The sequence below is a fragment of the Idiomarina loihiensis L2TR genome, assembly GCF_000008465.1.
In the GTDB taxonomy this organism is placed as follows: Bacteria; Pseudomonadota; Gammaproteobacteria; order Enterobacterales; family Alteromonadaceae; genus Idiomarina; species Idiomarina loihiensis.
Window position 1 is genome coordinate 2,731,071 of the sequence record NC_006512.1, and the last position, 24,170, is coordinate 2,755,240.

Below are 24,170 nucleotides of genomic sequence, written 5' to 3' on the forward strand. Positions count from 1 at the left end.
TCTTTACCCGTTAAATAATTGCCGCTCGCTGGCTCCGGACAAGAAAGCTTCCACGGCCTGCATAAACTCATTGCCATAACGTGCCAGTTTAACTTCTCCAACACCATTGATTTCTAACATATCTTTGGCTGTTGTGGGATAGTGTACGCACATTTCCACCAGTGCCGCATCACTGAACACCACAAAAGGCGGCACCTGATCACGGTCAGCAATGTCTTTACGCAACTTACGCAAACGCCGGAACAAAATTTTATTATAGTCACCCCGGTCGGTAATTCGGGTTTTGGTTGCAGTTAATTCTATTCGCGGCTTAGCCAGTTCCAGCGGAACTTCGCCTTTTAACACAGGGCGGGCTGCATCAGTGAGCTGAAGTGCTGCAAAACGCCGAATGTCCTGCAGAATAAGCCCTCGGTGAATGAGCTGCCGTAACACCGAAAACCAGTGCTCCTGAGTTTCCGACTTGCCTAAGCCGTACGTGCTCAACTGGTCGTGTCCCAGCTCGAGAACACGTTGGGCTTTTGAACCACGCAAAACCTCAACTACATGGTTAATACCAAACTGCTGACCGACTCGGTATACACAGCTCAGTGCTTTTTGAGCGTCTTCCAGACCGTCGTAGCGCTGGGGCGGATCCAGACACAAATCGCAGTTTCCGCATTCCTTATCCGAGTATTCATTAAAATAATTCAACACCACCAGCCGCCGGCAGGTCTGCGCTTCTGCCATAGCCTGCATAGCTGAAAACTTTTGCGCCTCGACCAAGCGCCGCTGCTCATTCTCCTGATCTTCTATCATGCGTCGTATCCATTGCGCGTCGCGCGGGTCATAAAGCATGACAGCCTCGGCTGGCAGACCATCTCGGCCAGCACGCCCGGTTTCCTGATAGTAAGATTCAACGCTGCGGGGAATATCAAAATGAATGACAAAACGAATGTTGGGCTTATTAATACCCATACCAAAGGCCACCGTCGCAACAACAACATCTATGTCGTCACGCAGAAACTGGCGCAGGGTGCTTTCCTTTATCTGGTGCTCAATACCGGCATGGTAGGGTGCAGCGCGCACCCCGGCTTGCTGCAGACTTTCCGACAGCTCTTCGGTTTTTTTGCGGCTGCCGCAGTAAATAATTCCGGCGGCGCCTTTTTGCTTTTTAACGTAGTCACGAACCTGCTTCAGCGGCTTGTACTTTTCCTGCACCACGTAACGAATATTGGGACGGTCGAACGAGCTGCGATGCACCAGAGGTTCGCGCAGACACAGCCGTTCAATAATGTCGTGCTGGGTGGCAGAGTCTGCGGTTGCCGTTAATGCCATAAAAGGCACATTGGGCAGGTAATTACGCAGTACTCCGAGTTTGCCGTATTCAGGCCGGAAGTCATGTCCCCATTGGCTGATACAGTGGGCTTCATCCACCGCAATAAAATTCAGCTTTAAGGTTTGCAGGCGTTCAATAAAGGTTGGTTGTAAAACCCGCTCTGGACTTACATAAAGCAGCTTAATGTCACCGCTCTGAAGCCCTTGCATGGTTGCCATAGATTCTTGCGATGACACCCCGGAATGCAGCGTCGCCGCGGAAATATCCAGAGCTTTAAGTGCCTCGACCTGATCCTGCATTAACGACAGTAACGGTGAAATAACCAGGGTAAGGCCGTCACCACAAATAGCCGGCAACTGGTAGCACAGCGACTTACCGCCGCCGGTTGGCATCAGCACCAGAGAGTCACGCCCTTGCATAGCGGCCTGCATAATATCCTCTTGGCCATCACGAAACTGATGATAGCCAAAGGTAGATTCAAGCTGCTGCTTAAGCGGATCAAATTGTGCTTTTTCGGCGGTACTGCTGTGCATGGTTATATTGACTTCCCGAGTAACATGCTCTTATTGTAAGCGTCCTGTCCGCTAATCACCATGCCGAAAATGAATACACAAACAATACTGACAAAAGTTTCCGAGTTTATGAACACTCAGGTTCCGTTCCAGGCACTGCTTGGCCTGGAAATTACGGAGTTTAACCCTGCGCGTGGTGAAATTCGATTTAAATGGCAGGAACAACTTATGGGTAATGTGCCACAGCGTATGCTGCACGGCGGGGTTACCGCAACAGCCCTGGACACCGCCGGAGGACTGGTCGCTATTGCCGGCATGGTCGACAGACTGGAGTCTCCTACTGAAGCTTATTTAATGGAGCGTCTGAGCCGTTGTGGTACTATTGACCTTCGGGTTGATTATCTTCGTCCGGGACGCGGTACCGAGTTCATAGCCAGCGCAACCATTATCCGCTCAGGTAATAAAGTAGCGGTGGCACGGATGGAGTTGCACAACGAAGAAGGCACGCACATAGCGTTCGGAACCGGGACTTATCTGGTCGGCTAACGCTGATAAAAAAGGATTCTATCGACATGTCCGATGACGCTGTTCGGGCGCGGCAAGGCGTTTTTTTCGCACTTGCAGCCTATACTTTTTGGGGCATAGCACCGGTTTACTTCAAGCTGGTGAAACAAGTACCTGCACTAGAAATACTCTCCCATAGAATTATCTGGGCATTTTTGATGGTGTTTGTGCTGATAGTTGCCATGAAGCGACTGGATCGCATTCGCCCTATTCTGAAAAGCCGCAAATTAGTACTACGCTTAACCCTGGCAACCTGCCTGCTGGGTGGTAACTGGTTTTTATTTATTTGGGCCGTCAACAGTAACCACATGTTAGATGCCAGCCTCGGCTACTACATTAACCCATTATTGAATGTGGCTATCGGAATGGTGTTTTTTGCCGAACGTATGCGCCGCTTGCAGTTAGTTGCCATTGCTATGGCCGTGGTGGGCGTTACCATCCAAATTGTTACCTTTGGCTCGGTACCCTGGGTGGCTCTGGCTTTAGCCTCTAGTTTTGCCATTTACGGCGCCATTCGCAAACGTCTGCCGGTCGATTCTATTAGCGGACTTTGGCTTGAAACTGCGATTCTATTCCCGGTAATGCTTATTTATCTATTTGTGTTTGCCGAATCAGCCAGTAGTGATTTAACCGCTAACCCGTGGACGTTAAACCTGTTGCTCGTTGCCGCCGGGCTGGTCACAACCATTCCACTACTGTGTTTTACCGCAGCAGCACAGCGCCTGCGTTATGCGACACTGGGTTTTTTCCAGTATATAGCTCCAACATTAATGTTTGCTTTGGCGGTAGTGGTTTACGGTGAGCCTTTAGAAGAAAGTAAGCTGGTCACTTTCATTATTATCTGGAGTGCGCTGGCACTGTACAGTTTCGATTCTATTATACAGCGCCAGCGTGATCGTAAAGCGAAGAAGAAGTTAGCTTCAGCTGAGGCTGGCATCCATTGAGATTTCAGCCTTCAGCACTTTGCTGACAGGACAGCCTTCTTTCGCTTTTTCAGCCAGTTTCTGGAATTTGTCTTCGTCAATATCCGGAATACTGGCTTTCACCTTCAGATGAATTTTAGCGATACTGAAGCCGTCACCATCTTCTTCTAACGACACTTCGGCTTTAGCATCAATACTGTCCGGCTCATAGCCAGATTCACCCAGCATTAACGAAAACGCCATGGCATAACAGCCTGCGTGCGCCGCACCCAGAAGTTCTTCCGGGTTGGTGCCTTTGCCTTCTTCAAAGCGGCTCTTAAATGAGTACTGGGTACTGTCTAAAACACCACTTTGCGTTGAAACAACGCCTGAACCTTCTTTTATACTACCTTTCCACTGTGCATTTGCAGAGCGTTTCATAAAATGCCTCCGACATTGTATGTATGTACCTTAAAGGTAGTCGAAGAATGCGGTTTTTGATCACCTCTTTACACTTTAGAAAACCGGATCCAGTCGTGCATAAGCAACAACCAGCCACTTGCTGCCGACATTGTCGAAGTTAATCTGAATTCTGGATTGCGGACCGGTACCTTCATAATTCAACACCGTACCTTCGCCAAACTTCGGGTGGCGCACGCGTTGGCCTAATGAATAACCCGTTTGCTCAAAGCTTTCGTGGCTGGCTGCGTTATTGAACCGGCCATAACTGGCGGGCTTTTCTACCCGGGTTTGCAGCCGAACTTCATGCAGAGTGTCCGCCGGTATTTCACTGATAAAGCGACTGACTTTATGAAACAGTTCCTGACCGTAAATACGGCGCTGTTCGGCATAAGTAAGCACTAACTTTTCCATTGCGCGGGTCATACCTACGTAGCAAAGGCGGCGCTCTTCTTCCAGCCTTCCGGGCTCATCCATCGATTGCTGAGACGGGAACAGGCCCTCTTCCACACCGGTCATAAATACTAATGGAAACTCCAGACCTTTCGCACTGTGCAGTGTCATGAGCTGTACGGCATCCTGATATTCATCGGCCTGCTCTTCACCAGCTTCAAGCGAAGCGTGTGCTAAAAACGCATTCAGCGGTGTCATGTCTTCTTCGTCGTCATCCAGAGTGAAGTTTTCACAGGCAGTCACCAGCTCTTTTAAGTTCTCGACCCGGGTTTCCGCTTTTTCGCCTTTTTCGGCCTCGTACATGGCCATCAGACCGCTTTTCTTAATGACTTCGTCACTCAGGCGGCCTAATGAAAACTCTTCGGTTTCGTCGTCTAAGTTCTCGATAAAATCCAGAAACGAACCCACCGCGTTACGCGCACGCCCGGCCAACTGCTTTTCATTGACCATATATTTTGCCGCCTGCCATAAAGACTCTTCACGTTCTCGGGCAGCCTGGCGGATCATATCCATAGTACGATTACCAATGCCCCGCGTCGGCGTATTGATCACCCGCTCGATAGCGGCGTCATCGTCGCGGTTGCCGAGAATTCGCAAGTACGCTAGTGCGTCTTTTATTTCCTGGCGGTCGAAGAAACGCAAGCCGCCATAAATACGATACGGGACGCGCGCATGCAGCAACGCTTCCTCTAAAATACGTGATTGTGCGTTACTTCGGTATAAAATGGCGGAGTCTTGCAGCGAACCGCCCTGATCACGCCATTCTTCAATTCGTGCTACAATATAACGGGCTTCGTCCATTTCATTGAAGCCCGCATACAGGCTTATCGGCTCGCCGTCGTTACCGTCTGTCCATAAGTCTTTACCCAGACGCCCCGAGTTATTGGAAATAACCGAGTTTGCGGCGCGCAAAATGGTGCTTGTAGAGCGATAGTTCTGCTCCAGACGGATAGTCTCAGAGCCTTCAAAATCCGATAGAAACTGATGAATATTCTCGACTTTGGCACCACGCCAGCCATAAATGGACTGGTCATCGTCACCAACAATGGTCACACTGTTCTGGCTGCCAGCCAATAAACGGATCCAGGCATACTGGATTGAGTTGGTGTCCTGAAACTCGTCGACTAGAATATGGCGGAAGCGGTTTTGATAATGCTCGCGGACAATGCGGTTATTCCGCAGTAACTCGTGCGCACGCAGCAGCAATTCGGCAAAATCCACCAGGCCTGCACGGTCACAGCTTTCCTGATACAAAGTGTAGATTTCTTTTAAGGTTTGCTCTGTAGGATCGTAGGTTTCAATGTGCTGCGGGCGCAGACCTTCGTCTTTTTTACCATTGATGTACCACTGCGCCTGCTTTGCCGGCCAGCGTTTATCATCCAGGTTTAAGCTTTTAATTAAACGCTTAATTAACCGTTGCTGGTCATCACTGTCAATTATCTGAAAGTTTTGCGGCAGACCAACGTCCATATAATGCGCACGCAATAAGCGATGCGCCAGACCATGGAAGGTACCAATCCACATACCACGTACCGAGCTGCCTACCAGTTGCTCAACCCGTCCGCGCATTTCGGCTGCCGCTTTATTGGTAAAGGTAACAGCCAGAATACTAAAGGGCGAATACTGCCGCTCCTGAATAAGCCAGGCAATGCGGTGCACCAACACACGGGTTTTACCACTACCGGCTCCGGCCAGAACCAGCATGTGACCGTCGGTTGCAGATACGGCCTGCTGCTGTCGTTCGTTTAAATCTGCCAGAAGCGGGTGTGTACTCATTAGCGGTCACCTAAATCATTATTGAGAACTGTATTACGTTATGCCGTCAGTGTAATAGTGCATCACTGTATAAGCAACCAGTAGTTGTTCGCCGGCTTTAATCCAATAAAAGCCGTTGTAGCTGATTCAGGTTATGCAAAGTAACGGTTGGCAACACCGATAAGTGCGCAGTGGTTCCCAGCCCCGAGGTTAGCCAGGCCGACTGCCAACCATGACGCTGCGCGCCAAGAATATCGGAATATGGATGATCTCCCACATGTAAGAACTCATGCGGTTGCAACTCAGGTAACTTTCGTTCAGCGGCGGCGAACATATCGGGCAGGGGTTTGCCGCGAATGCCGTCTCCGGGCTGAATCACCAGCTCGAAGTACTTAGCCAGACCAATTTTATCCGCATTAACATTGCCATTACTCAGCGCAATTAATTTGTAACGCTGCGACAGAGCCTCCAATAATTTTATACTGTCTTGTGGCACTTCAAAGTTACTGCGCTCGGACAGAAACACATCCATAATGGTATTCGCGGCCCGTGCCGAATCATCAACACCGAACTTCTCTAACCCCAGCTCCAGGGTCTTCAGGCGCAGTTTGGTCATATCGCTGGCAAAAGTTTCGTCAGTACGGCTAACCTCATCACGGAAGCGGCGCCAGTGGTGCATGTCCCACTCAGCAGTTTGCGGGTATTGTTCCGCAATATAGCTGTGAGCGACTTCTTCCGTACGCTGCATAACCGGCACGTTGTCATAAAGCGTGTCATCTAAATCAAAACTGATAACTTTGGGTAAATGCCAACGGCGGTGGAACTGCATAACGCGTTACTCTTATTTGATAAAAGTTAAGTCGATTTTTTCCGGGCGCGCGGGTGGGCGCTGTCATAAACACTGGCTAAACGTTTAAAGTCCAGATGAGTATACACCTGAGTTGTGGATAAGTTAGCGTGTCCAAGCATTTCCTGCACAGCGCGCAAATCACCACTGGATTCCAGCATATGAGAGGCAAACGAATGCCTTAACTTATGCGGGTGCAAGTCACCCACCACACCTTGTTGTTTGCCCCAGTAATTCAGCCGCTGCTGCACAGTACGGGGGCTAATACGCTGTAGCCTTTTGCTCACAAAGAGCGCCAGCTCAGGCTTTTGATTTAACCAGGCCTGACGCACTGACAACCATTTTTTTAAGGCTTTTTCAGCACAACGACCAAAGGGCACAATACGCGTTTTGCTGCCTTTACCGGTCACCCGTAATTGCATCATACGGTGGTCAATGTGGTCTAGATCAAGACTCACCAGCTCCGCCAGACGAATACCACTGGCATAGAGCAGCTCCATCATGGCGGCGTCTCGAATGGCTAAGTCATCATCTGTGGGTAAATCCAGCAAATGAGAGATACTGTCCACATCGAGGTTTTTGGGTAAGCGTTTGGGAATTTTAGGTGCCGATACTGACATGGCCGGGTTGTCATCCATAGCGTTAGATTCCACCATGAACTGACAGAAAGTGCGCCATGCCGATAGTTTTAAAGCGATACTGCGTTCACCCAGCCCATTGCGCCGCCAACCGACTAAAAGCCGTTCAATAACAGGGACACGCAGCGCTTTAGGTTCCGTTATTTTTTGCAGTTCAAGAGCAGTCAGATCAGCGGCGATAAGGCGCTGGTAATTCTTTAGCGTTAGCTCCGCTAAGCCCCGCTCTCCCTGCAGTTGTTGCATCCATTTTTGCTGCCAGTCATGCAGCTTCATGGTTTTGCAGTAGCCCCGGTAACAATGCGCTGAGCAAGGCCTGTAGCTGATTGATCAGTAACTTGTCCATTGCCGGCTCAAAGTGACTGGCGTTAGTATTACCAACCGCCAGCATCCCCAGTTCGCCATTGTCACCCAACAACAGCAGTGCCACTGAGGCTATTTCTTCGTCTTGAAACAACAGCTTATGCTCTTGCTCCGTTAAGCGACCGAGATAAATAGAACTTTCATTGAAACGTTTGCTTAGTAGCTTTTTGTGAGTGTCGGAAGCAAAGCTGTATTGCTCGCCTAAATCGACCGGGCTGTCGAAAAACTTCAAGGACAAGGCCGGCATTTCCAGCTCATTCTCAAAGGTGTTTTGCAGTTCATCCAGAACCTGACTCAGGCTCTGACAGCGCAACAGACTTACGTATAAGTTGCTGTAAGCCGAGAAAATCGCTTCATTGCGGCGCGCGTTTATCATCAGCTCGGTAATTTCTTCTTCCAGCTGCTGTACGCGCAAACGCAGCTTTTGCTGCTGCCGTTCAATTAACGAGACGGCGCCTTTTTCACTGTGTTGAAACTGTAACTGAGCCAGTAAGTCATCGTTTCTCGTGAAAAAATCAGGGTTCTCTTGTAAGTATTCTCTTATAAGGCTGTCGTCTAAACGTTCATTTGCAATCATTTTCGATTCGCTACTCATAACACCATTTGTCCATCGTAAACTAATTCTGCGGGGCCGGTCATTTTTACAGGCTGCCCCTGCTGCCAACGGATAATTAAGTCCCCGCCGGGCAAGCTGACTTTTACTCGCTCATTTAATAAGCCTTGCTGAATGCCGGCTACAGCTGCGGCGCAGGCGCCACTGCCGCACGCCCGAGTTTCACCAACACCACGCTCAAACACGCGCAGTTTAATTTCATCAGCCGATACTTTCTGCATAAAACCTACATTCACGCTTTCGGGGAACCGCTCATGCGCTGCCAAAGCCGCTCCCAGAGTTTCCACGGGTGTCGTGTCGACGTTATCCACAGCGATAACACAATGCGGATTGCCCAGACCAAGAACACCACAAAGAACCGTTTCTTCTTTTACTCTCAAAACATAGGTCTGTTCTGCTTTTTGCGCTTTAAAAGGCACCGCCGCCGGTTCGAATAAGGGTTCGCCCATATCCACCGTCACCTGACCGTCTTTCTCTAAGTGCAGAACCATTTTTCCGGCCTTGGTACTGACTTTAAGGTGATTCTTATTGCTTAAGTTTTTAGCTTTTACAAACTTCGCAAAGCAGCGGGCACCATTACCACATTGAGCAACTTCGCTGCCATCGGCATTAAAAATGCGGTAGTGAAAATCCAAATCAGGGTCATAGGGCGGCTCAACTAACAGCATCTGATCAAAACCAATGCCCGTGTGCCGGTCTGCCCAGCGACGTATTTGGTCTGGGTTCACATATAAATTCTGAGTGACGTTATCCACCACCATAAAGTCGTTGCCGAGCCCGTGCATTTTTGAAAAATGTAATAACATTTTTATTGGCCTTCCTGGTGTAACAAGTGCTCGCCCCGGACGAGATCGTTAAAGCTTTCACGTTCGCGGATCAGTGTAGCATTATCACCTGAGACCAAAACCTCGGGCGGGCGGCCACGACTGTTATAGTTAGACGCCATAGTAAAACCATAGGCACCGGCATGTTTAATGGCCAGTACGTCGCCCTGTTGCACATTTAAATGCCGTGCGTGTCCGAAAAAGTCGCCGGTTTCACACACCGGGCCGACAATATCATTCAACTGGTCGCCGCCGCGCTTATTTTCGTGCGCGGGTAAAATGTCGTGCCAGGCCTGGTACAAAGACGGACGTATTAAATCGTTCATGCCGGCGTCAACCAACACAAAGTTCTTATCTTCTGAGGGTTTAATGTATTCCACTGTGGTCAGCAAAACACCCGCGTCTGCGGTAATAGCACGACCGGGTTCCAGTACCAAAGTAATTTGCGGGTAATTCTCGGCTAACTTGACCAGTTCCTTTAAATAAAAGGACTTATCCAACGGCTCTTCCGGCTGATACGCCACACCAAAACCGCCACCTAAATCCAGGTGTGTCAGCTGGACACCGTCTTTTTCCAGTTCCGAAACCAGGTTAAACATGCGCTGCGCGGCATCGAGGAAAGGCTCAGCTGTCATTATTTGTGAGCCAATATGGCAGTCCGCACCAATTAAATTAATATTAGGTAGGCTATGCGCCTTCAGAAAAACCGGCTTGGCCAGTGACATGCTAATGCCAAACTTGTTGGCTTTCATGCCTGTGGCAATGTACGGATGCGTTTTGGCATCAACGTCGGGGTTCACTCTTAACGACACCGGAGCCTGTTTGTCCATGGCGGCAGCAATGTCCTGAATACGCTCAAGCTCCGCCTCAGACTCTACGTTAAAGCAGCCAATGCCCGCTTCCAGCGCCATAATGATTTCGTCTTTTGACTTCGCTACACCGGAAAAGACCACGTCGCCAGCTTTACCACCAGCCATGAGTACGCGCTGAAGCTCGCCACCGGAAACAATATCGAAACCTGCGCCATGCTCAGCCAGTAACTGCAAAATAGCTAAATTGCTATTGGCTTTTACTGCATAACACAGCTTATGAGGTGCGGGCCAGTATTGCTGAAACTCACGCCAGTTTTTTAGAATCTGACCTTTGGAATAAACATACAAAGGCGAACTAAAACGCTCAATAAGACTCTCGACGTCGCAGTTTTCAATATGAAACTGACCATTTTTATAGTCAATTAATTCGCTCATTTGGTGTCTTCCGCTGGCGGCTCTGCAGGTGTATTTTGCTCTGGCATAGGCTCAGGCGTCAGTGGTCCTTTCTGACCACAACCGACTAAAGTCATTAAAATGGCTGATAGCACCAGCGTCTTGATTACAATTCGACTAAACATCGCTAAACTATAGGTATTCCGTTTGGGTTTCTATGATGCCTATCATCGCACCAGATACCTAAAAAGTCATTAATCGTCGTAAAGGAAAACGAATGACCCAACGCGTTAGAATTGCAACACGCAAAAGCAAGCTGGCTTTATGGCAGGCTGAACACATTCAACAACGCCTTGAAGAGCTGCATCCGGGCCTGTCGGTAGAGCTGGTTCCTATGTCTACCAAGGGCGATGTCATTCTGGATACCCCGCTGGCAAAAATTGGCGGTAAAGGCTTGTTCGTAAAAGAACTGGAAGTGGCGATGCTGGAAGGCCGTGCTGATATTGCCGTACACAGCATGAAAGACTTACCGGTTGAGTTCCCGCCGGGGCTGGAGCTTCACACCATTTGCGAACGCGAAGATCCGCGCGATGCTTTTGTATCCAACAACTACAAAAACCTTAATGAGCTGCCGGAAGGCGCAGTAGTCGGAACCTGTAGTTTACGTCGCCGCTGCCAGGTAAAAGAGCAGTTTCCACATTTAGTCATAAAAGATTTACGCGGCAACGTTCAAACACGTTTACGCAAACTGGATGAAGGTGAATTTGATGCCATTATCCTGGCGGCATCGGGTCTCATTCGACTGGAGCTGGGAGACCGCATTACCTCCTTTATTCCGGTGGAGCAGTCATTACCGGCTAATGGACAAGGCGCACTGGGTATTGAGTGCCGCAGCGATGACGACGAAATGAAAGCCTTACTTGCACCGCTGCAATGTCAGGAAACCCGTACCCGGGTGTTAGCTGAACGGGCAATGAACCGCGGGCTGGATGGCGGCTGTCAGGTGCCTATTGGTGCTTATGCAGAGCTGGAAGGTGATGAAGTCTATTTACGCGGCCTGGTTGGTGAACCTGATGGCGGAAAAGTGCTTCGTGATGAAGTGCGCGGCCCGGCGTCTAAAGCCGAAGAGTTAGGTTCAGAGCTTGCTGAGCGGTTACTTAAACAAGGTGCAGCTGAAATTCTGAGCGCAGTCTATGACAGTGAATCCAGTCACTCATAAAGCGGTTTTACTGCTGCGTCCGGGCAAGAGTCCGGACGACTTTACCCAACAGCTGCGCAAAACTGGCAGAGAATGCTTTGTTCACAGTTTTATTGAGATAGAGCCTTTACCTGTGAATAAAGAGCAGCTGACCCAGATTAAACAAAAGCATTGGGACGGCATTGTTATTGTCAGTAAAAATGCAGCTCATTATGCCTCCCGGGCTGGTTTTAGCGGGGTTCCTTCTAAATATTATGCAGTCGGTCCGGGAACCGCTTCTTTTGCGTGCAAACATTTAAACACTGCCGTGAGCTGTCCGGCCTTCATACATCAGTCGGAAGGGTTGCTGGAGTTGTCTGAATTACAAAAACTGCAGCAACAGAACTGGTTGATCATTCGCGGAGAAGGCGGTCGTGAATTATTGGCGGATGCCATACGAGCTCGCGGAGCTTCTGTCGATTACTGGGAAGTGTATCGCCGAAAACAACTCACATTGAACGACCCTGAACTGATTCAGCAGTGGATAAGCTCAGTTGGTACTATTGTTGTTACCAGCGCTGAACAACTGGGATACTTTTTGTCGTCTATGCCAAACTCTGCCCAAAGCTGGCTGGATAGCTGTCAGTGGATAGTTCCAAGTCATCGCCTGAAAGGTTTGATTCCTTTCGGACAATCAGACAATATCAAAGTGACAGGCAGTGCAGCGGACGCCATATTAATGAATGCGCTAATAGCGGATGGAAAAACTCATGACTGAAGAGAATAAAATTGAGAACGAAGAAGTTCAGAATAATGAACAAAGTAGCGAGAAGAGCACAGAAGAAGAAACCATAACCGCCGAGAAAAGTAGCGGGCGTTTCTTCAAACGCTTAGTCTGGCTTATTGTTTTAATCGCTATTGTCGCCGCCGCATACTGGGGCTATACGCGTTTCCCTGGTTTATTTAAGACAGACTCTGAACAGGTTAGTGAGCAACCGCAGGAAGATCCGATTGAAACGCGCTTTAAACAACTGGAGCGCTCTGTTGGAAACCTGGAGCAGCAACTACAAAACACTGTTCAGGCTCGCGAGCTGGATAAGCTGAGTAACACCGATCAGCAGCTAGAGCGCGAGTTAACCAGTTTGCGTCAGAGCCTCGAAGATCTTCGTGACGACATGCGCAAAACGCCTGCCGAAAAAGCGGCTTACTGGCGTCTACTGGAAATAAAACAAACCTTATCGGCGGCTGCACGAATGATGTGGAGCCAGGACGACTACAAAGCGGCGCTGCAACTTTTGAAATTAGCCGACCAACAGTTGGCGGGTATCGACAGTCGTAACGCAATTCGTACCCGCGAGAAGCTAGCGGGCGATATTGAGCGAGTGAATGCCGCAGTTAAAGCAGACAATACTGACCTGGCAATGCAACTCGTGGGTCTGCAACAACGCGTGTCAGACCTGCCCGACGAAGTAAACAGTAATCAACAGCGCTTAAGTTCTGACACCCAGAATGTCAGTGGTGATGTTAATGACTGGCAAACGAACCTGAGTGCTAACTGGCAGTCCTTCCTTGATAACTTTATCCGCATTCAACCCGTAGACAGCGATCCTAAACCTCTGCTGAGTGCGACCCAGCGCACAGCAATAAACGAACGCATTCAACTACTCTTTACTCTGGCTCAACAGGCGGCTGTAAAGAATAATGATGAATTGTGGCAGAGCTACCTGGACCAATTATCTAAGCTAATTGCGCAGGTAAAAGGCGATGGTGCAGCTTCACAGGATATTATTTCGCGTATTCAGTCACTAGGCCAGGAAGACTTTGAACAGCAGAGTATAGAGCAGCTTGAATCGCTGGACTTCATCGCTCAGGCTATTGAGCAGGGAGATGCCTCATGAAATGGATCATAGCTCTGGTTGTCATCATTATATTGGGGGCCATTATTGGACCACTCGCGTCGGGTAACGCGGGCTATGTTTTAGTTCAGTTTGCCGGAGTAGCGATTGAGACAACCGTAGTCGGCCTGTTTGTCGTTACTATTGTGGCAATTGCCGTACTCAGTGTTGTGGTGTCGTTACTGCGCCGGCTGCTTAGCAAAACCCGCCAGGGTCGGAAGTGGTTGGCAAATCGAAGCGAACGTAAAGCTCAGAACATTTTTCAGCAGGGCATACGCGAGCTGCTCGATGACAATCCCGAAAAAGCAACTGAGAGCCTGTCTAAGGCTTACAAAAAATCTCCTGATAACAACATTGCCGCGTTAACTGCAATTGCCGCCTGCCTCAATAAAGACGCCGGAAAGGCAACTTACTGGCACGATGAAGCAGGGGCATTTTATGATAATGCAGATACACTGCTTCAGCTTGTTTCTATTGAACAGTCAGTAAAAAAAGACCCGACAGAAGCGGATAAAGAGATGCGAAGCTTATTAGAAGCTAAGCCACACTCTGCCAATGTACTTAAGTTAGCTTATCGGGTCTTTAAAGCGTCGGGAAACTGGCAGCAACTGAAAGAGCTATTACCTGAGTTGCGCCGTGTAACCGACCTTGCTCCAGCCGAATTTGACCGTCTTGAATATCAAGTCTATTTTGAACGCTTTGTTGCTGAGGGTCGCAAAAGTAACGAGATGCTGTACAACGAATGGCGCAGCCTTCCCAGTAAACAACGCAGCGACGCAACCATCAGGTTGAGTTATGCCGCCGCGTTAAAACATTTAGGTGATTACGAAGTCTCTGCCAGAGTGGTTTTAAAAGGATTAAAAAGAGGGGAGTTGCAACCAGCTGCCGTTAACTCTTTGCATTTATTTAATGCGAAATCGGAGAAGTTGCTGGAGTTTGTTCAAGCTCAGTTGAAACAAGATCCGGAAAATAGAGATTACCTCTATGCTCTTGCACAAATCGCTATGGATAATCAGGATTTCTCGTTAGCGCAACGTGCTTTGAAAAAGTTAGCAGAAATTGAACCCAGCAGTCACGTCTACCGCTTATTGGGCAATGCTTATCATGCTCTTGGTGATAGTCAGCTAGCTGCTAACGCCTATAAAGAGGCGTTAGCTCACTAGTTAAACGTTGGCGCTGTAATTATTGACGTATACCTTCAATTGACAGCGTCAGCTCAACTTCTTTAGCCGTTGGGCCTAAGTTATAGTCAATTCCGTAATCGGCCAAGGTTAGGTCTACTTCACCTTCGAAGCCACGACGGAATCCGCCCCATGGATCTTTACCTGCACCAACATGCTCAACTTCGATAGCTATCTCTTTGGTTACACCATTAAGGGTGAATTCACCATACATAGTGCCTTCACCTTTATCGTCATCGTCCGGAACATACTTAGTACTTTTGAACGTTGCAGTAGGGTGCTCAGAAACACTCAAGAAGTCATCGCCACGTAAGTGTTTGTCACGCTCAGCGTGGTTAGTATCAACGCTGGAGGTATCGATTGTGACGTTAACAGAGGCATTCTCCGGTGCATTCTCGTCATAGCTAAAGGAGCCTTCGAAGTCGTTAAAACGGCCGTATAACCAACTGTAGCCTAAGTGACTAATTTTAAACTCAATAAAGGCGTGTTGACCTTCAGTATCAATTTTATAGTCTTCAGCTATAGCTGCCGACGTAAATAACGCACTACCCGCTACAGCGGCTGCAACTAATGTCTTTTTCATTATGATTTCCTCTTAGTTTTTCCAAACATTCGAATAAGTGTGCTGTCTCTATTAATAAAATGATGTTTCAGCGCTGCTAACCCATGCCCACCAGCCAGGATCACTAAAGACAACGCTGAATACCAATGTATGTCACCAGCAATATCTTCTTGCTTTGGTAAATCGGTTATTACTGCTGGTACCGAGAACCAGTCAAATACGCTGATAGAACTACCATCTGCTGTTGAAATCAAAAAACCGCTAATCATTACTGTGAATAGCAGTAAATAAAGTAAAAAGTGGCCTGCTTTTGCTCCTAACCGCTCGAACTTGCTACCTAAAGGTTTAGGCTTAGTATTGGTTAAAGTCCAGAACACTCGTAAAACCGTTACAATAAGTAAGGTAATGCCAAACGATTTATGCCACCAGGGGCCAAGACGATACCACTCGTCGTAGTAGGTCAGAGTTAGCATCCACCAGCCTAAAGCAAATAAACCAAATATTATTAAGGCCGACAGCCAGTGAATTAATACTGCTGTCAAACCGTATTTATCTGATGTGTTTTTCCACATAAAGTTTTCCTGATTTGTCTAAGTTTTATGTTAGTTCATATTTATAGAATGAAAATACGTATTATTAGTAGATTAACATCTAATTAATAGAATGTAGTAGCCTGATGCTTTTGCATCAGGTGGGGTGATTGTGGTGGACGCTCGGGATAGAGTAATCGAAAGGCCGGTTGGTGAGCTGGGTACCGGGGTAAATGCGCTGCGGCTTCAGCTTTAAAAGGAGTAAAGGAGTAAAGCCTCAGAGAGCTCACCTGACGTGAATGTCATATATGGTCCCCTCCCGTTTTGCAACGGCAACTCGTGGTAAATGTCGGGGCGCTCGCATATATACGGCCTGTTTATGGTGCGCGCTTTGCGCACCTGGCCTGGATGAACTCCGCACGACAACTGGCTTATCAGGCTAACGTACTTTATGTACGGACGTTCAACAGTCTCAGTTGTCGTCGGTTTACCCTATTTTACCATCCTGTTGACGTTTGCAACTCCCGGAAGGAATGAACCTTCGCTGTGCTCTTTTACTGAATGCTGTTAAGCAGCAGTCATCCGGTAATCTTCTTTATTCTTTAACATCGCCCAGATTATCCGGGCGTGCTTGTTAGCCAGTGCCACCGCTGCAACGTTGTTGCCTCTGCGTTTAGCGACATCCTGTGCCCAGAGGCTCAGCCTGTCGTGGCGCTGTTGTGCCACCCGCAGTGCCGAGCGGGCGCCATGCACCAGCAGTGTCCTGAGTTTGGTGTTCCCTTTTTTGGTAATACCGCCTAAACGGTCTTTACCGCCACTGCTGTTTTGCCGTGGTACCAGTCCCAGGTATTCCGACAGGTTGCGGCCGCGTTTAAATTCACTCACATCACCTATCAGTGCCAGCAGCGAGGTCGCTGTTATCGGTCCGATACCCGGCAGGGTCATCAGCCGCTGACTGTCTTCATTCCTTTCGGCCTGTGTCGCTAAGTGCTTATCCAGCGCTTTAACTTCTTCATCCACCGCTCGCAGCATCTGATAGAGCCGGTTGATGAGGTCCCGTGACTGAAGCGTCAGCGCATTGCTGTCGTCTTCCAGTACCTCCGGTACTCTCTGTAATATCGTACCGACTCGCTTCGGTAAAAGAATGCCGTATTCGGCCAGTTGCCCCCGCAACCTATTCGAGAACTGCGTTCTCGTCTGCACGAAGCCTTCCCGCTGATTGACCATCAATGCTAAGTCCTGCTGCTCAATGCTTTTCAGCCTGACCGTCTGACGGTTGGGTCGTGATGCCGCCTCGGCTATTGCCCGGGCGTCATTCGCATCGTTCTTCTCACCCTGCAGGTACGCTTTGACGAAACGCGGTGGCAACGCCACCGTTTTATAACCCAGCTTTTCACATTCGCGGCGCCAGTAATGACTCATGCCGCAGGACTCAACCGCTACTTCACAGTCATCCGTACGGCTCAGCGTCGCCAGCTTCGCTAACACTTTATTGCTGCGCAGTTTTTTATTAAAAACTTCCTGCTCATTTTCATCCAGCGCCAAAACCTGAATAAAATCCTTTGCCAAATCCAGGGCAATTCTGTTTACAATAGCCATTGGTCCTCTCCACTCTGTTCTATAGAAGCTTGAACCTCTATATTGGCACATTGCGATGCCGCTTAGGAGGGAGGGGACCATCTCATCAGGCTACCCAGCAGACATAAAAAAACCCCAGCCGGTTTGGCTGGGGTTATTTATTTGTAGTCTGGACAAGGTTTCGAAGAGCTCAACCTGTTCAGCGGGGTAAAGCCAAATGGTTGGCTTTACCAGGGACCCGCTTCACCCTACTCTCGTCGTAGGTCACCACCAGAAATAAAAAAACCCCGGCGCGTTAGCACCGGGGTCTTCCTATTTGTAGTCTGGCGGTGACCTACTCTCGCATGGGGAGACCCCACACTACCATCGGCGCTGGTGTGTTTCACTTCTGAGTTCGGAATGGATTCAGGTGGTGCCACACCGCTATGGCCGCCAGACATAAACTGTCACAACATGTAAAAACTGACTGCTTTTTTAAGTAAAAGCCACTCTGTTGAATTCACTATCTCACCTGATGTGAACATCAGGCTACTTATTCGGTAAAGTCGCTCGCTTGTGCGTAACGTCCCAAACACCTTGGGTGTTGTATGGTTAAGTCTCACGGGCAATTAGTACGGGTTAGCTCAACGCATTACTACGCTTCCACACCCCGCCTATCAACGTTGTAGTCTCCAACAACCCTTCAGAGCACTCTAAGTGCTAGTGACAGCTTATCTTGAGGCTCGCTTCCCGCTTAGATGCTTTCAGCGGTTATCGATTCCGAACGTAGCTACCGGGCAATGCCACTGGCGTGACAACCCGAACACCAGAGGTTCGTCCACTCCGGTCCTCTCGTACTAGGAGCAGCTCCTCTCAACTCTCAAACGCCCACGGCAGATAGGGACCGAACTGTCTCACGACGTTCTAAACCCAGCTCGCGTACCACTTTAAATGGCGAACAGCCATACCCTTGGGACCGACTTCAGCCCCAGGATGTGATGAGCCGACATCGAGGTGCCAAACACCGCCGTCGATATGAACTCTTGGGCGGTATCAGCCTGTTATCCCCGGAGTACCTTTTATCCGTTGAGCGATGGCCCTTCCATTCAGAACCACCGGATCACTATGACCTACTTTCGTATCTGCTCGACGTGTCTGTCTCGCAGTTAAGCTGGCTTCTGCCATTGCACTAACCGTACGATGTCCGACCGTACTTAGCCAACCTTCGTGCTCCTCCGTTACTCTTTGGGAGGAGACCGCCCCAGTCAACACTACCCACCAGGCACTGTCCACAACCCCGATAAGGGGCCTCATGTTAGAACATCAAACATACAAGGGTGGTATTTCAAGGATGGCTCCACGTCAACTAGCGCCAACGCTTCAAAGCCTCCCACCTATCCTACACATGTAGGTTCAATGTTCAGTGCCAAGCTGTAGTAAAGGTTCACGGGGTCTTTCCGTCTAGCCGCGGGTACACAGCATCTTCACTGCGATTTCAATTTCACTGAGTCTCGGGTGGAGACAGCGTGGCCATGGTTACACCATTCGTGCAGGTCGGAACTTACCCGACAAGGAATTTCGCTACCTTAGGACCGTTATAGTTACGGCCGCCGTTTACCGGGGCTTCGATCAAGAGCTTCGTCCGAAAACTAACCCCATCAATTAACCTTCCGGCACCGGGCAGGTGTCACACCGTATACGTCCACTTTCGTGTTAGCACAGTGCTGTGTTTTTAATAAACAGTCCCAGCCACCTGGTCACTGCGACCACCAGCAGCTCATGACGCGAAGTCAATCACCACCAGTGGCGTACGTTGTCCCGAAGTTACGGTAGTATTTTGCCTAGTTCCTTCACCCGAGTTCTCTCAAGCGCCTTAGTATTGTGTACCTGACCACCTGTGTCGGTTTGGGGTACGGTCAATGTTCATCTGAAGCTTAGAGGCTTTTCCCGGAAGCATGGCATCAATGACTTCGCACCCGTGGGTACTCGTCTCGTGTCTCGGCCTTAAGGACCCGGATTTACCTAAGTCCTCAGCCTACGCACTTTCACCGGGACTACCAACGCCCGGCTCACCTAGCCTTCTCCGTCCCCCCATCGCAATGAACATCGGTACAGGAATATTGACCTGTTTTCCATCGACTACGCGTTTCCGCCTCGCCTTAGGGGCCGACTTACCCTACCCTGATTAGCATGGGATAGGAAACCTTGGTCTTCCGGCGTGGGAGTTTTTCACTCCCATTATCGTTACTCATGTCAGCATTCGCACTTCTGATATGTCCAGCAGTCCTCTCGAACCACCTTCGCCCACTTACAGAACGCTCCCCTACCCCGCATACCTAAGTATGCAGCCGCAGCTTCGGTGTATGGCTTAGCCCCGTTACATCTTCCGCGCAGGCCGACTCGACTAGTGAGCTATTACGCTTTCTTTAAAGGATGGCTGCTTCTAAGCCAACCTCCTAGCTGTCTCTGCCTTCCCACATCGTTTCCCACTGAGCCATAACTTCGGGACCTTAGCTGGCGGTCTGGGTTGTTTCCCTCTTCACGACGGACGTTAGCACCCGCCGTGTGTCTCCCGGATAGTACTCATTGGTATTCGGAGTTTGCATGGGGTTGGTAAGTCGGGATGACCCCCTAGCCCAAACAGTGCTCTACCCCCAATGGTATTCGTCCGAGGCTCTACCTAAATAGATTTCGGGGAGAACCAGCTATCTCCGGGCTTGATTAGCCTTTCACTCCTAGCCACAAGTCATCCCCTCATTTTTCAACATAAGTGGGTTCGGTCCTCCAATTGATGTTACTCAATCTTCAACCTGCTCATGGTTAGATCGCCCGGTTTCGGGTCTATACCCTGCAACTCAACGCCCAGTTAAGACTCGGTTTCCCTACGGCTTCCCTATACGGTTAACCTTGCTACAGAATATAAGTCGCTGACCCATTATACAAAAGGTACGCAGTCACGGAACAAGTCCGCTCCTACTGCTTGTACGTACACGGTTTCAGGTTCTGTTTCACTCCCCTCGCCGGGGTTCTTTTCGCCTTTCCCTCACGGTACTGGTTCACTATCGGTCAGTTGGGAGTATTTAGCCTTGGAGGATGGTCCCCCCATATTCAGTCAGGATATCACGTGTCCCGACCTACTCGATTTCACTTATCATGCACCTTCACATACCGGGCTCTCACCGTCTGTGGCTCCGCTTCCCATCGGATTCTGTTAGCACAAGTTAAGCTTAAGGGCTGCTTCCCGTTCGCTCGCCGCTACTGGGGAAATCTCGGTTGATTTCTTTTCCTCCGGGTACTTAGATGTTTCAGTTCTCCGGGTTCGCTTCCTGGCACCTATTGATTCAGTGCCGGATACTCTGTAAACAGAGTGGGTTTCCCCATTCGGAAATCCATGACTCAAGTGCCTCTTACTGGCTTATCATGGCTTATCGCAAGTTAGTACGTCCTTCATCGCCTCCAACTGCCTAGGCATCCACCGTGTACGCTTAGTCACTTAACCATACAACCCGAAGGTGTCTGGCATACGTGACCAAGATTGTTTGTTCTCGCTGTACACAAGTTCGATACGCCTCTACCAAATCAGTTTGTTCAAGTAGAGTGGCATGTCTTACTTTTAATATTACAATCAGCTTTTCATGTTGTTAAAGAGCACGTAACACTAAGTTACCGGTAAATATTCTTGTTTAAGAACACTTAACGCTAACGGTTACAAGAGAAGAAATGGTGGAGCCAAGCGGGATCGAACCGCTGACCTCCTGCGTGCAAGGCAGGCGCTCTCCCAGCTGAGCTATGGCCCCAGAATGCTTGCCTGAAGTTTCGATAGCGGCGTTGCGCGATTCGTTCAATCAGTCACATACCATCGAGGTATGCTCCTTCAATCACTCAACGTGCGCCTTGCTCTCAAAGCTTCATGCTGCGCGTGCTGACATCGGGGAAAACCTTCTTATCAACATCGCGGCAACCCTGACAAGGGAATTTCAAGGTTAGGCAAGGCGAGAGGGTTCGAAGCATACATCAGTATGCGAGTACCCGAACAACGCAGCATAACCGCAGAAATGGTGGGTCTGGGCAGACTTGAACTGCCGACCTCACCCTTATCAGGGGTGCGCTCTAACCAGCTGAGCTACAGACCCAGTTTCTTCTCTGTCTATATCAAGCCTGCAAACTGTGTGGACACTTACTCACACGGATGTGAGGTAGACAAAAAATGCAGGACGCAATTTTTTGTGTACACAAAAGATAAGCTGTTTTGTAAGGAGGTGATCCAGCCGCAGGTTCCCCTACGGCTACCTTGTTACGACTTCACCCCAGTCATGAACCACACCGTGGTGATCGTTCTCCCGAAGGTTAAACTAACCACTTCTGGTGCAGCCCACTCCCATGGTGTGACGGGCGGTGTGTACAAGGCCCGGGAACGTATTCACCGTGGCATTCTGATCCACGATTACTAGCGATTCCGACTTCACGGAGTCGAGTTGCAGACTCCGATCCGGACTACGACGCACTTTATGAGATTCGCTAACCATCGCTGGCTTGCTGCCCTTTGTATGCGCCATTGTAGCACGTGTGTAGCCCATCCCGTAAGGGCCATGATGACTTGACGTCGTCCCCACCTTCCTCCGGTTTATCACCGGCAGTCTCCCCAGAGTTCCCACCTTTACGTGCTGGCAACTAAGGATAAGGGTTGCGCTCGTTGCGGGACTTAACCCAACATCTCACAACACGAGCTGACGACAGCCATGCAGCACCTGTCTCAGTGTTCCCGAAGGCACTAATCCATCTCTGAAAAATTCACTGGATGTCAAGGGATGGTAAGGTTCTTCGCGTTGCATCGAATTAAACCACATGCTCCACCGCTTGTGCGGGCCCCCGTCAATTCATTTGAGTTTTAACCTTGCGGCCGTACTCCCCAGGCGGTCAACTTAGTGCGTTAGCTGCGTTACTCACGTCTTAATGACACGAACAACTAGTTGACATCGTTTACGGCGTGGACTACCAGGGTATCTAATCCTGTTTGCTCCCCACGCTTTCGTACCTCAGCGTCAGTCTCTGACCAGGTGGCCGCCTTCGCCACCGGTATTCCTTCCAATATCTACGCATTTCACCGCTACACTGGAAATTCTACCACCCTCTTCAGGACTCTAGCATGCCAGTTCAAAATGCAATTCCCAGGTTGAGCCCGGGGCTTTCACATCGTTGCTTAACACGCCGCCTACGTACGCTTTACGCCCAGTAATTCCGATTAACGCTTGCACCCTCCGTATTACCGCGGCTGCTGGCACGGAGTTAGCCGGTGCTTCTTCTGCGACTAACGTCAATGTGCTGCACTATTAATACAACACCCTTCCTCGTCGCTGAAAGTGCTTTACAACCCGAAGGCCTTCTTCACACACGCGGCATGGCTGCATCAGGGTTTCCCCCATTGTGCAATATTCCCCACTGCTGCCTCCCGTAGGAGTCTGGGCCGTGTCTCAGTCCCAGTGTGGCTGATCATCCTCTCAGAACAGCTAGGGATCGTCGCCTTGGTGAGCCTTTACCCCACCAACTAGCTAATCCCGCTTGGGCTCATCTTTAGGTGTGAGGCCCGAAGGTCCCCCACTTTGGTCCGTAGACATTATGCGGTATTAGCCACAGTTTCCCGTGGTTGTCCCCCGCCTAAAGGCAAATTCCCAAGTATTACTCACCCGTCCGCCGCTCGTCAGCAGAGAAGCAAGCTTCTCTCTGTTACCGCTCGACTTGCATGTGTTAGGCCTGCCGCCAGCGTTCAATCTGAGCCATGATCAAACTCTTCAATTAAAAGTAGTTCAATCAACTCAATGAATTACGCGTTTTTGCTTGGCTTCTTTCGAAACCTTGCTGAACACTCATTCAAAAGTTGCAATACAAATATTTCGTTTTGCTTAACTTCTGCAAGTGCCCACACAGTTTGCTTGGCTTGATATAATTGTTAAAGAGCGTTTCTCAGCAACCTTGGCTGCGAGAGGTGCGTATTCTACACACCGTGTGTTTTCCGTCAATACTTTTTTGAAAAAAGATTTTTTAGAAAACTTAGGTTTTCGGCGGCTTCGTTGCCTGCCTTGAACGTGGAGCGCATTTTAGAGATTTAACTCGTCCCGTCAAGCGCTTTTAGCACCTTTCTAACTGTTTTTTTACTGACTGCGTAAAGTTTCAGCAACACGCTGCTTTTCTCGCCAAACTTAGGCCAGACATGACCTATTTACCTCTATCTGCTATAAAGGTTGTAACAGCTTTTAACTCAGGAGCACACTTATGGCAGATATCCGTAGTTACTGTGAATATGAACCAGTTATCGGTGAACGCGTTTACCTGGACCCCAGTTCGGTCATTGTCGGTAATATTACAATAGGTGATGACAGCAGCGTATGGCCTATGGTCGCAGCAAGAGGCGATGTTAACCGTATTACTATTGGTAAGCGTAGCAACATTCAGGATGGAACCGTTCTTCATGTTACGCGTAAATCCAAAGCCAACCCTGATGGGCATCCCTTAGTTATTGGGGACGAAGTTACCGTAGGCCACCATTGTATGTTGCATGGTTGCAAACTGGGTAACCGCATATTAGTAGGCATGTCAGCCGTTATAATGGATGATGTCGTCATAGAAGATGATGTCATTATTGGAGCCGGTAGTCTGGTTCCTCCGGGCAAACGCTTAGAAAGTGGCTACTTATATGTCGGCAGCCCAGTTGAAAAGAAAAGACGCCTTAATAGCGGTGAGGAGAACTTTTTAAGCCAATCGGCACAAAACTACGTCGATTTAAAAGACGACTACCTTTTACAGGTGAGTCCAGTTTCTTAAGT

At 49.3% G+C, this 24,170-nt stretch carries 19 protein-coding genes, 2 tRNA genes and 3 rRNA genes; 7 read left to right on the top strand and 17 right to left on the bottom strand.

The window, feature by feature from the left end; all coding sequences use genetic code 11:
* Nucleotides 1-3: 3 nt before the first annotated feature.
* Nucleotides 4-1,848, bottom strand: coding sequence for a DNA helicase RecQ (recQ, locus tag IL_RS13050; RefSeq protein WP_011235771.1), 1,845 nt, complete (start codon nt 1,846-1,848; stop codon nt 4-6).
* A 60-nt stretch (nt 1,849-1,908) separates the two neighbouring features.
* Between recQ and IL_RS13055 the strand changes: the two genes are divergently transcribed.
* Nucleotides 1,909-2,373, top strand: coding sequence for a thioesterase family protein (locus IL_RS13055; RefSeq protein WP_011235772.1), 465 nt, complete (start codon nt 1,909-1,911; stop codon nt 2,371-2,373).
* 26 nt (nt 2,374-2,399) lie between these two features.
* Nucleotides 2,400-3,335 carry an EamA family transporter RarD gene (rarD, locus tag IL_RS13060; RefSeq protein ID WP_011235773.1) on the top strand — a complete coding sequence of 312 codons (936 nt, stop codon included), beginning with the start codon at nt 2,400-2,402 and terminating at the stop codon, nt 3,333-3,335.
* Here the strand turns inward: rarD and IL_RS13065 are convergent.
* The 8 genes from IL_RS13065 to lptM all read right to left on the bottom strand — a co-directional run bounded on the left by IL_RS13065 (nt 3,312) and on the right by lptM (nt 10,632).
* Nucleotides 3,312-3,734, bottom strand: a complete 423-nt coding sequence (locus IL_RS13065) for an OsmC family protein (protein WP_011235774.1) — start codon at nt 3,732-3,734, stop codon at nt 3,312-3,314. The two genes, rarD and IL_RS13065, sit on opposite strands and share 24 nt — an antisense overlap.
* Before the next feature lie 75 nt (nt 3,735-3,809).
* Nucleotides 3,810-5,981, bottom strand: coding sequence for a DNA helicase II (gene uvrD / locus IL_RS13070; protein ID WP_011235775.1), 2,172 nt, complete (start codon nt 5,979-5,981; stop codon nt 3,810-3,812).
* Nucleotides 5,982-6,078: 97 nt separating this feature from the next.
* The gene (locus tag IL_RS13075; protein ID WP_011235776.1) at nt 6,079-6,789 is read right to left on the bottom strand and encodes an HAD-IA family hydrolase; all 711 of its coding nucleotides are present in this window, start codon (nt 6,787-6,789) and stop codon (nt 6,079-6,081) included.
* 26 nt (nt 6,790-6,815) lie between these two features.
* Nucleotides 6,816-7,718 (bottom strand): tyrosine recombinase XerC, encoded by a 903-nt coding sequence (locus IL_RS13080; protein WP_011235777.1) that lies wholly within the window; start codon nt 7,716-7,718, stop codon nt 6,816-6,818.
* The gene (locus IL_RS13085) at nt 7,705-8,400 is read right to left on the bottom strand and encodes a DUF484 family protein (protein ID WP_011235778.1); all 696 of its coding nucleotides are present in this window, start codon (nt 8,398-8,400) and stop codon (nt 7,705-7,707) included. The genes IL_RS13080 and IL_RS13085 overlap by 14 nt, the downstream gene beginning before the upstream one ends.
* Nucleotides 8,397-9,224 (bottom strand): diaminopimelate epimerase, encoded by an 828-nt coding sequence (dapF, locus tag IL_RS13090; RefSeq protein ID WP_011235779.1) that lies wholly within the window; start codon nt 9,222-9,224, stop codon nt 8,397-8,399. The genes IL_RS13085 and dapF overlap by 4 nt, the downstream gene beginning before the upstream one ends.
* A gap of 2 nt (nt 9,225-9,226) precedes the next feature.
* A complete protein-coding gene (gene lysA / locus IL_RS13095; protein ID WP_011235780.1) occupies nt 9,227-10,489 on the bottom strand; it encodes a diaminopimelate decarboxylase in 1,263 nt (420 codons plus the stop codon).
* Nucleotides 10,486-10,632 (bottom strand): LPS translocon maturation chaperone LptM, encoded by a 147-nt coding sequence (gene lptM, locus IL_RS13865; RefSeq protein WP_011235781.1) that lies wholly within the window; start codon nt 10,630-10,632, stop codon nt 10,486-10,488. The genes lysA and lptM overlap by 4 nt, the downstream gene beginning before the upstream one ends.
* A gap of 92 nt (nt 10,633-10,724) precedes the next feature.
* On the opposite strand from lptM, the gene hemC reads away from it, so the two are divergent.
* Genes hemC through IL_RS13115 form a run of 4 tightly spaced genes read left to right on the top strand, consistent with a single transcriptional unit; the run spans nt 10,725 to nt 14,682 of the window.
* The gene (hemC, locus tag IL_RS13100) at nt 10,725-11,666 is read left to right on the top strand and encodes a hydroxymethylbilane synthase (protein ID WP_011235782.1); all 942 of its coding nucleotides are present in this window, start codon (nt 10,725-10,727) and stop codon (nt 11,664-11,666) included.
* Complete coding sequence (locus IL_RS13105; protein WP_016341410.1) at nt 11,641-12,402, top strand: uroporphyrinogen-III synthase; 762 nt, start codon at nt 11,641-11,643, stop codon at nt 12,400-12,402. The genes hemC and IL_RS13105 overlap by 26 nt, the downstream gene beginning before the upstream one ends.
* Nucleotides 12,395-13,522 (top strand): uroporphyrinogen-III C-methyltransferase, encoded by a 1,128-nt coding sequence (locus tag IL_RS13110; RefSeq protein WP_011235784.1) that lies wholly within the window; start codon nt 12,395-12,397, stop codon nt 13,520-13,522. The genes IL_RS13105 and IL_RS13110 overlap by 8 nt, the downstream gene beginning before the upstream one ends.
* Complete coding sequence (locus tag IL_RS13115; RefSeq protein WP_011235785.1) at nt 13,519-14,682, top strand: heme biosynthesis HemY N-terminal domain-containing protein; 1,164 nt, start codon at nt 13,519-13,521, stop codon at nt 14,680-14,682. Before IL_RS13110 ends, IL_RS13115 begins: the two co-directional genes overlap by 4 nt.
* 19 nt (nt 14,683-14,701) lie before the next feature.
* Here IL_RS13115 and IL_RS13120 read toward each other — a convergent pair whose 3' ends face one another.
* The 8 genes from IL_RS13120 to IL_RS13155 form a co-directional block, all read right to left on the bottom strand.
* Complete coding sequence (locus IL_RS13120) at nt 14,702-15,283, bottom strand: YceI family protein (RefSeq protein WP_011235786.1); 582 nt, start codon at nt 15,281-15,283, stop codon at nt 14,702-14,704.
* Nucleotides 15,283-15,834, bottom strand: a complete 552-nt coding sequence (locus IL_RS13125; protein ID WP_011235787.1) for a cytochrome b — start codon at nt 15,832-15,834, stop codon at nt 15,283-15,285. Before IL_RS13125 ends, IL_RS13120 begins: the two co-directional genes overlap by 1 nt.
* Nucleotides 15,835-16,359: 525 nt before the next feature.
* On the bottom strand, nt 16,360-17,391 hold the full coding sequence (locus IL_RS13130; protein ID WP_011233734.1) for an IS110 family transposase: 1,032 nt from the start codon (nt 17,389-17,391) through the stop codon (nt 16,360-16,362).
* Between the two features lie 300 nt (nt 17,392-17,691).
* Nucleotides 17,692-17,807 (bottom strand): 5S ribosomal RNA (rrf, locus tag IL_RS13135).
* Between the two features lie 150 nt (nt 17,808-17,957).
* A 23S ribosomal RNA gene (locus tag IL_RS13140) occupies nt 17,958-20,848 on the bottom strand.
* A 222-nt stretch (nt 20,849-21,070) separates the two neighbouring features.
* A tRNA-Ala gene (locus tag IL_RS13145) sits at nt 21,071-21,146 on the bottom strand.
* Nucleotides 21,147-21,405: 259 nt separating this feature from the next.
* Nucleotides 21,406-21,482, bottom strand: a tRNA-Ile gene (locus IL_RS13150).
* 119 nt (nt 21,483-21,601) lie between these two features.
* Nucleotides 21,602-23,145, bottom strand: a 16S ribosomal RNA gene (locus tag IL_RS13155).
* The 16S, 23S and 5S rRNA genes sit together here with 2 tRNA genes alongside, the layout of an rRNA operon.
* A 474-nt stretch (nt 23,146-23,619) precedes the next feature.
* On the opposite strand from IL_RS13155, the gene IL_RS13160 reads away from it, so the two are divergent.
* Entirely contained in the window at nt 23,620-24,168 is a 549-nt protein-coding gene (locus IL_RS13160) for a gamma carbonic anhydrase family protein (RefSeq protein WP_011235788.1), read from the top strand.
* Nucleotides 24,169-24,170: the final 2 nt, after the last annotated feature.

Excerpts from the sequence above, each read along its gene's own strand:
- recQ (WP_011235771.1), bottom strand. The coding sequence starts at position 1,848 with ATGCACAGCAGTACCGCCGAAAAAGCACAATTTGATCCGCTTAAGCAG.
- IL_RS13055 (WP_011235772.1), top strand. The coding sequence starts at position 1,909 with ATGCCGAAAATGAATACACAAACAATACTGACAAAAGTTTCCGAGTTT.
- rarD (WP_011235773.1), top strand. The coding sequence starts at position 2,400 with ATGTCCGATGACGCTGTTCGGGCGCGGCAAGGCGTTTTTTTCGCACTT.
- IL_RS13065 (WP_011235774.1), bottom strand. The coding sequence starts at position 3,734 with ATGAAACGCTCTGCAAATGCACAGTGGAAAGGTAGTATAAAAGAAGGT.
- uvrD (WP_011235775.1), bottom strand. The coding sequence starts at position 5,981 with ATGAGTACACACCCGCTTCTGGCAGATTTAAACGAACGACAGCAGCAG.
- IL_RS13075 (WP_011235776.1), bottom strand. The coding sequence starts at position 6,789 with ATGCAGTTCCACCGCCGTTGGCATTTACCCAAAGTTATCAGTTTTGAT.
- IL_RS13080 (WP_011235777.1), bottom strand. The coding sequence starts at position 7,718 with ATGAAGCTGCATGACTGGCAGCAAAAATGGATGCAACAACTGCAGGGA.
- IL_RS13085 (WP_011235778.1), bottom strand. The coding sequence starts at position 8,400 with ATGAGTAGCGAATCGAAAATGATTGCAAATGAACGTTTAGACGACAGC.
- dapF (WP_011235779.1), bottom strand. The coding sequence starts at position 9,224 with ATGTTATTACATTTTTCAAAAATGCACGGGCTCGGCAACGACTTTATG.
- lysA (WP_011235780.1), bottom strand. The coding sequence starts at position 10,489 with ATGAGCGAATTAATTGACTATAAAAATGGTCAGTTTCATATTGAAAAC.
- lptM (WP_011235781.1), bottom strand. The coding sequence starts at position 10,632 with ATGTTTAGTCGAATTGTAATCAAGACGCTGGTGCTATCAGCCATTTTA.
- hemC (WP_011235782.1), top strand. The coding sequence starts at position 10,725 with ATGACCCAACGCGTTAGAATTGCAACACGCAAAAGCAAGCTGGCTTTA.
- IL_RS13105 (WP_016341410.1), top strand. The coding sequence starts at position 11,641 with ATGACAGTGAATCCAGTCACTCATAAAGCGGTTTTACTGCTGCGTCCG.
- IL_RS13110 (WP_011235784.1), top strand. The coding sequence starts at position 12,395 with ATGACTGAAGAGAATAAAATTGAGAACGAAGAAGTTCAGAATAATGAA.
- IL_RS13115 (WP_011235785.1), top strand. The coding sequence starts at position 13,519 with ATGAAATGGATCATAGCTCTGGTTGTCATCATTATATTGGGGGCCATT.
- IL_RS13120 (WP_011235786.1), bottom strand. The coding sequence starts at position 15,283 with ATGAAAAAGACATTAGTTGCAGCCGCTGTAGCGGGTAGTGCGTTATTT.
- IL_RS13125 (WP_011235787.1), bottom strand. The coding sequence starts at position 15,834 with ATGTGGAAAAACACATCAGATAAATACGGTTTGACAGCAGTATTAATT.
- IL_RS13130 (WP_011233734.1), bottom strand. The coding sequence starts at position 17,391 with ATGGCTATTGTAAACAGAATTGCCCTGGATTTGGCAAAGGATTTTATT.
- IL_RS13160 (WP_011235788.1), top strand. The coding sequence starts at position 23,620 with ATGGCAGATATCCGTAGTTACTGTGAATATGAACCAGTTATCGGTGAA.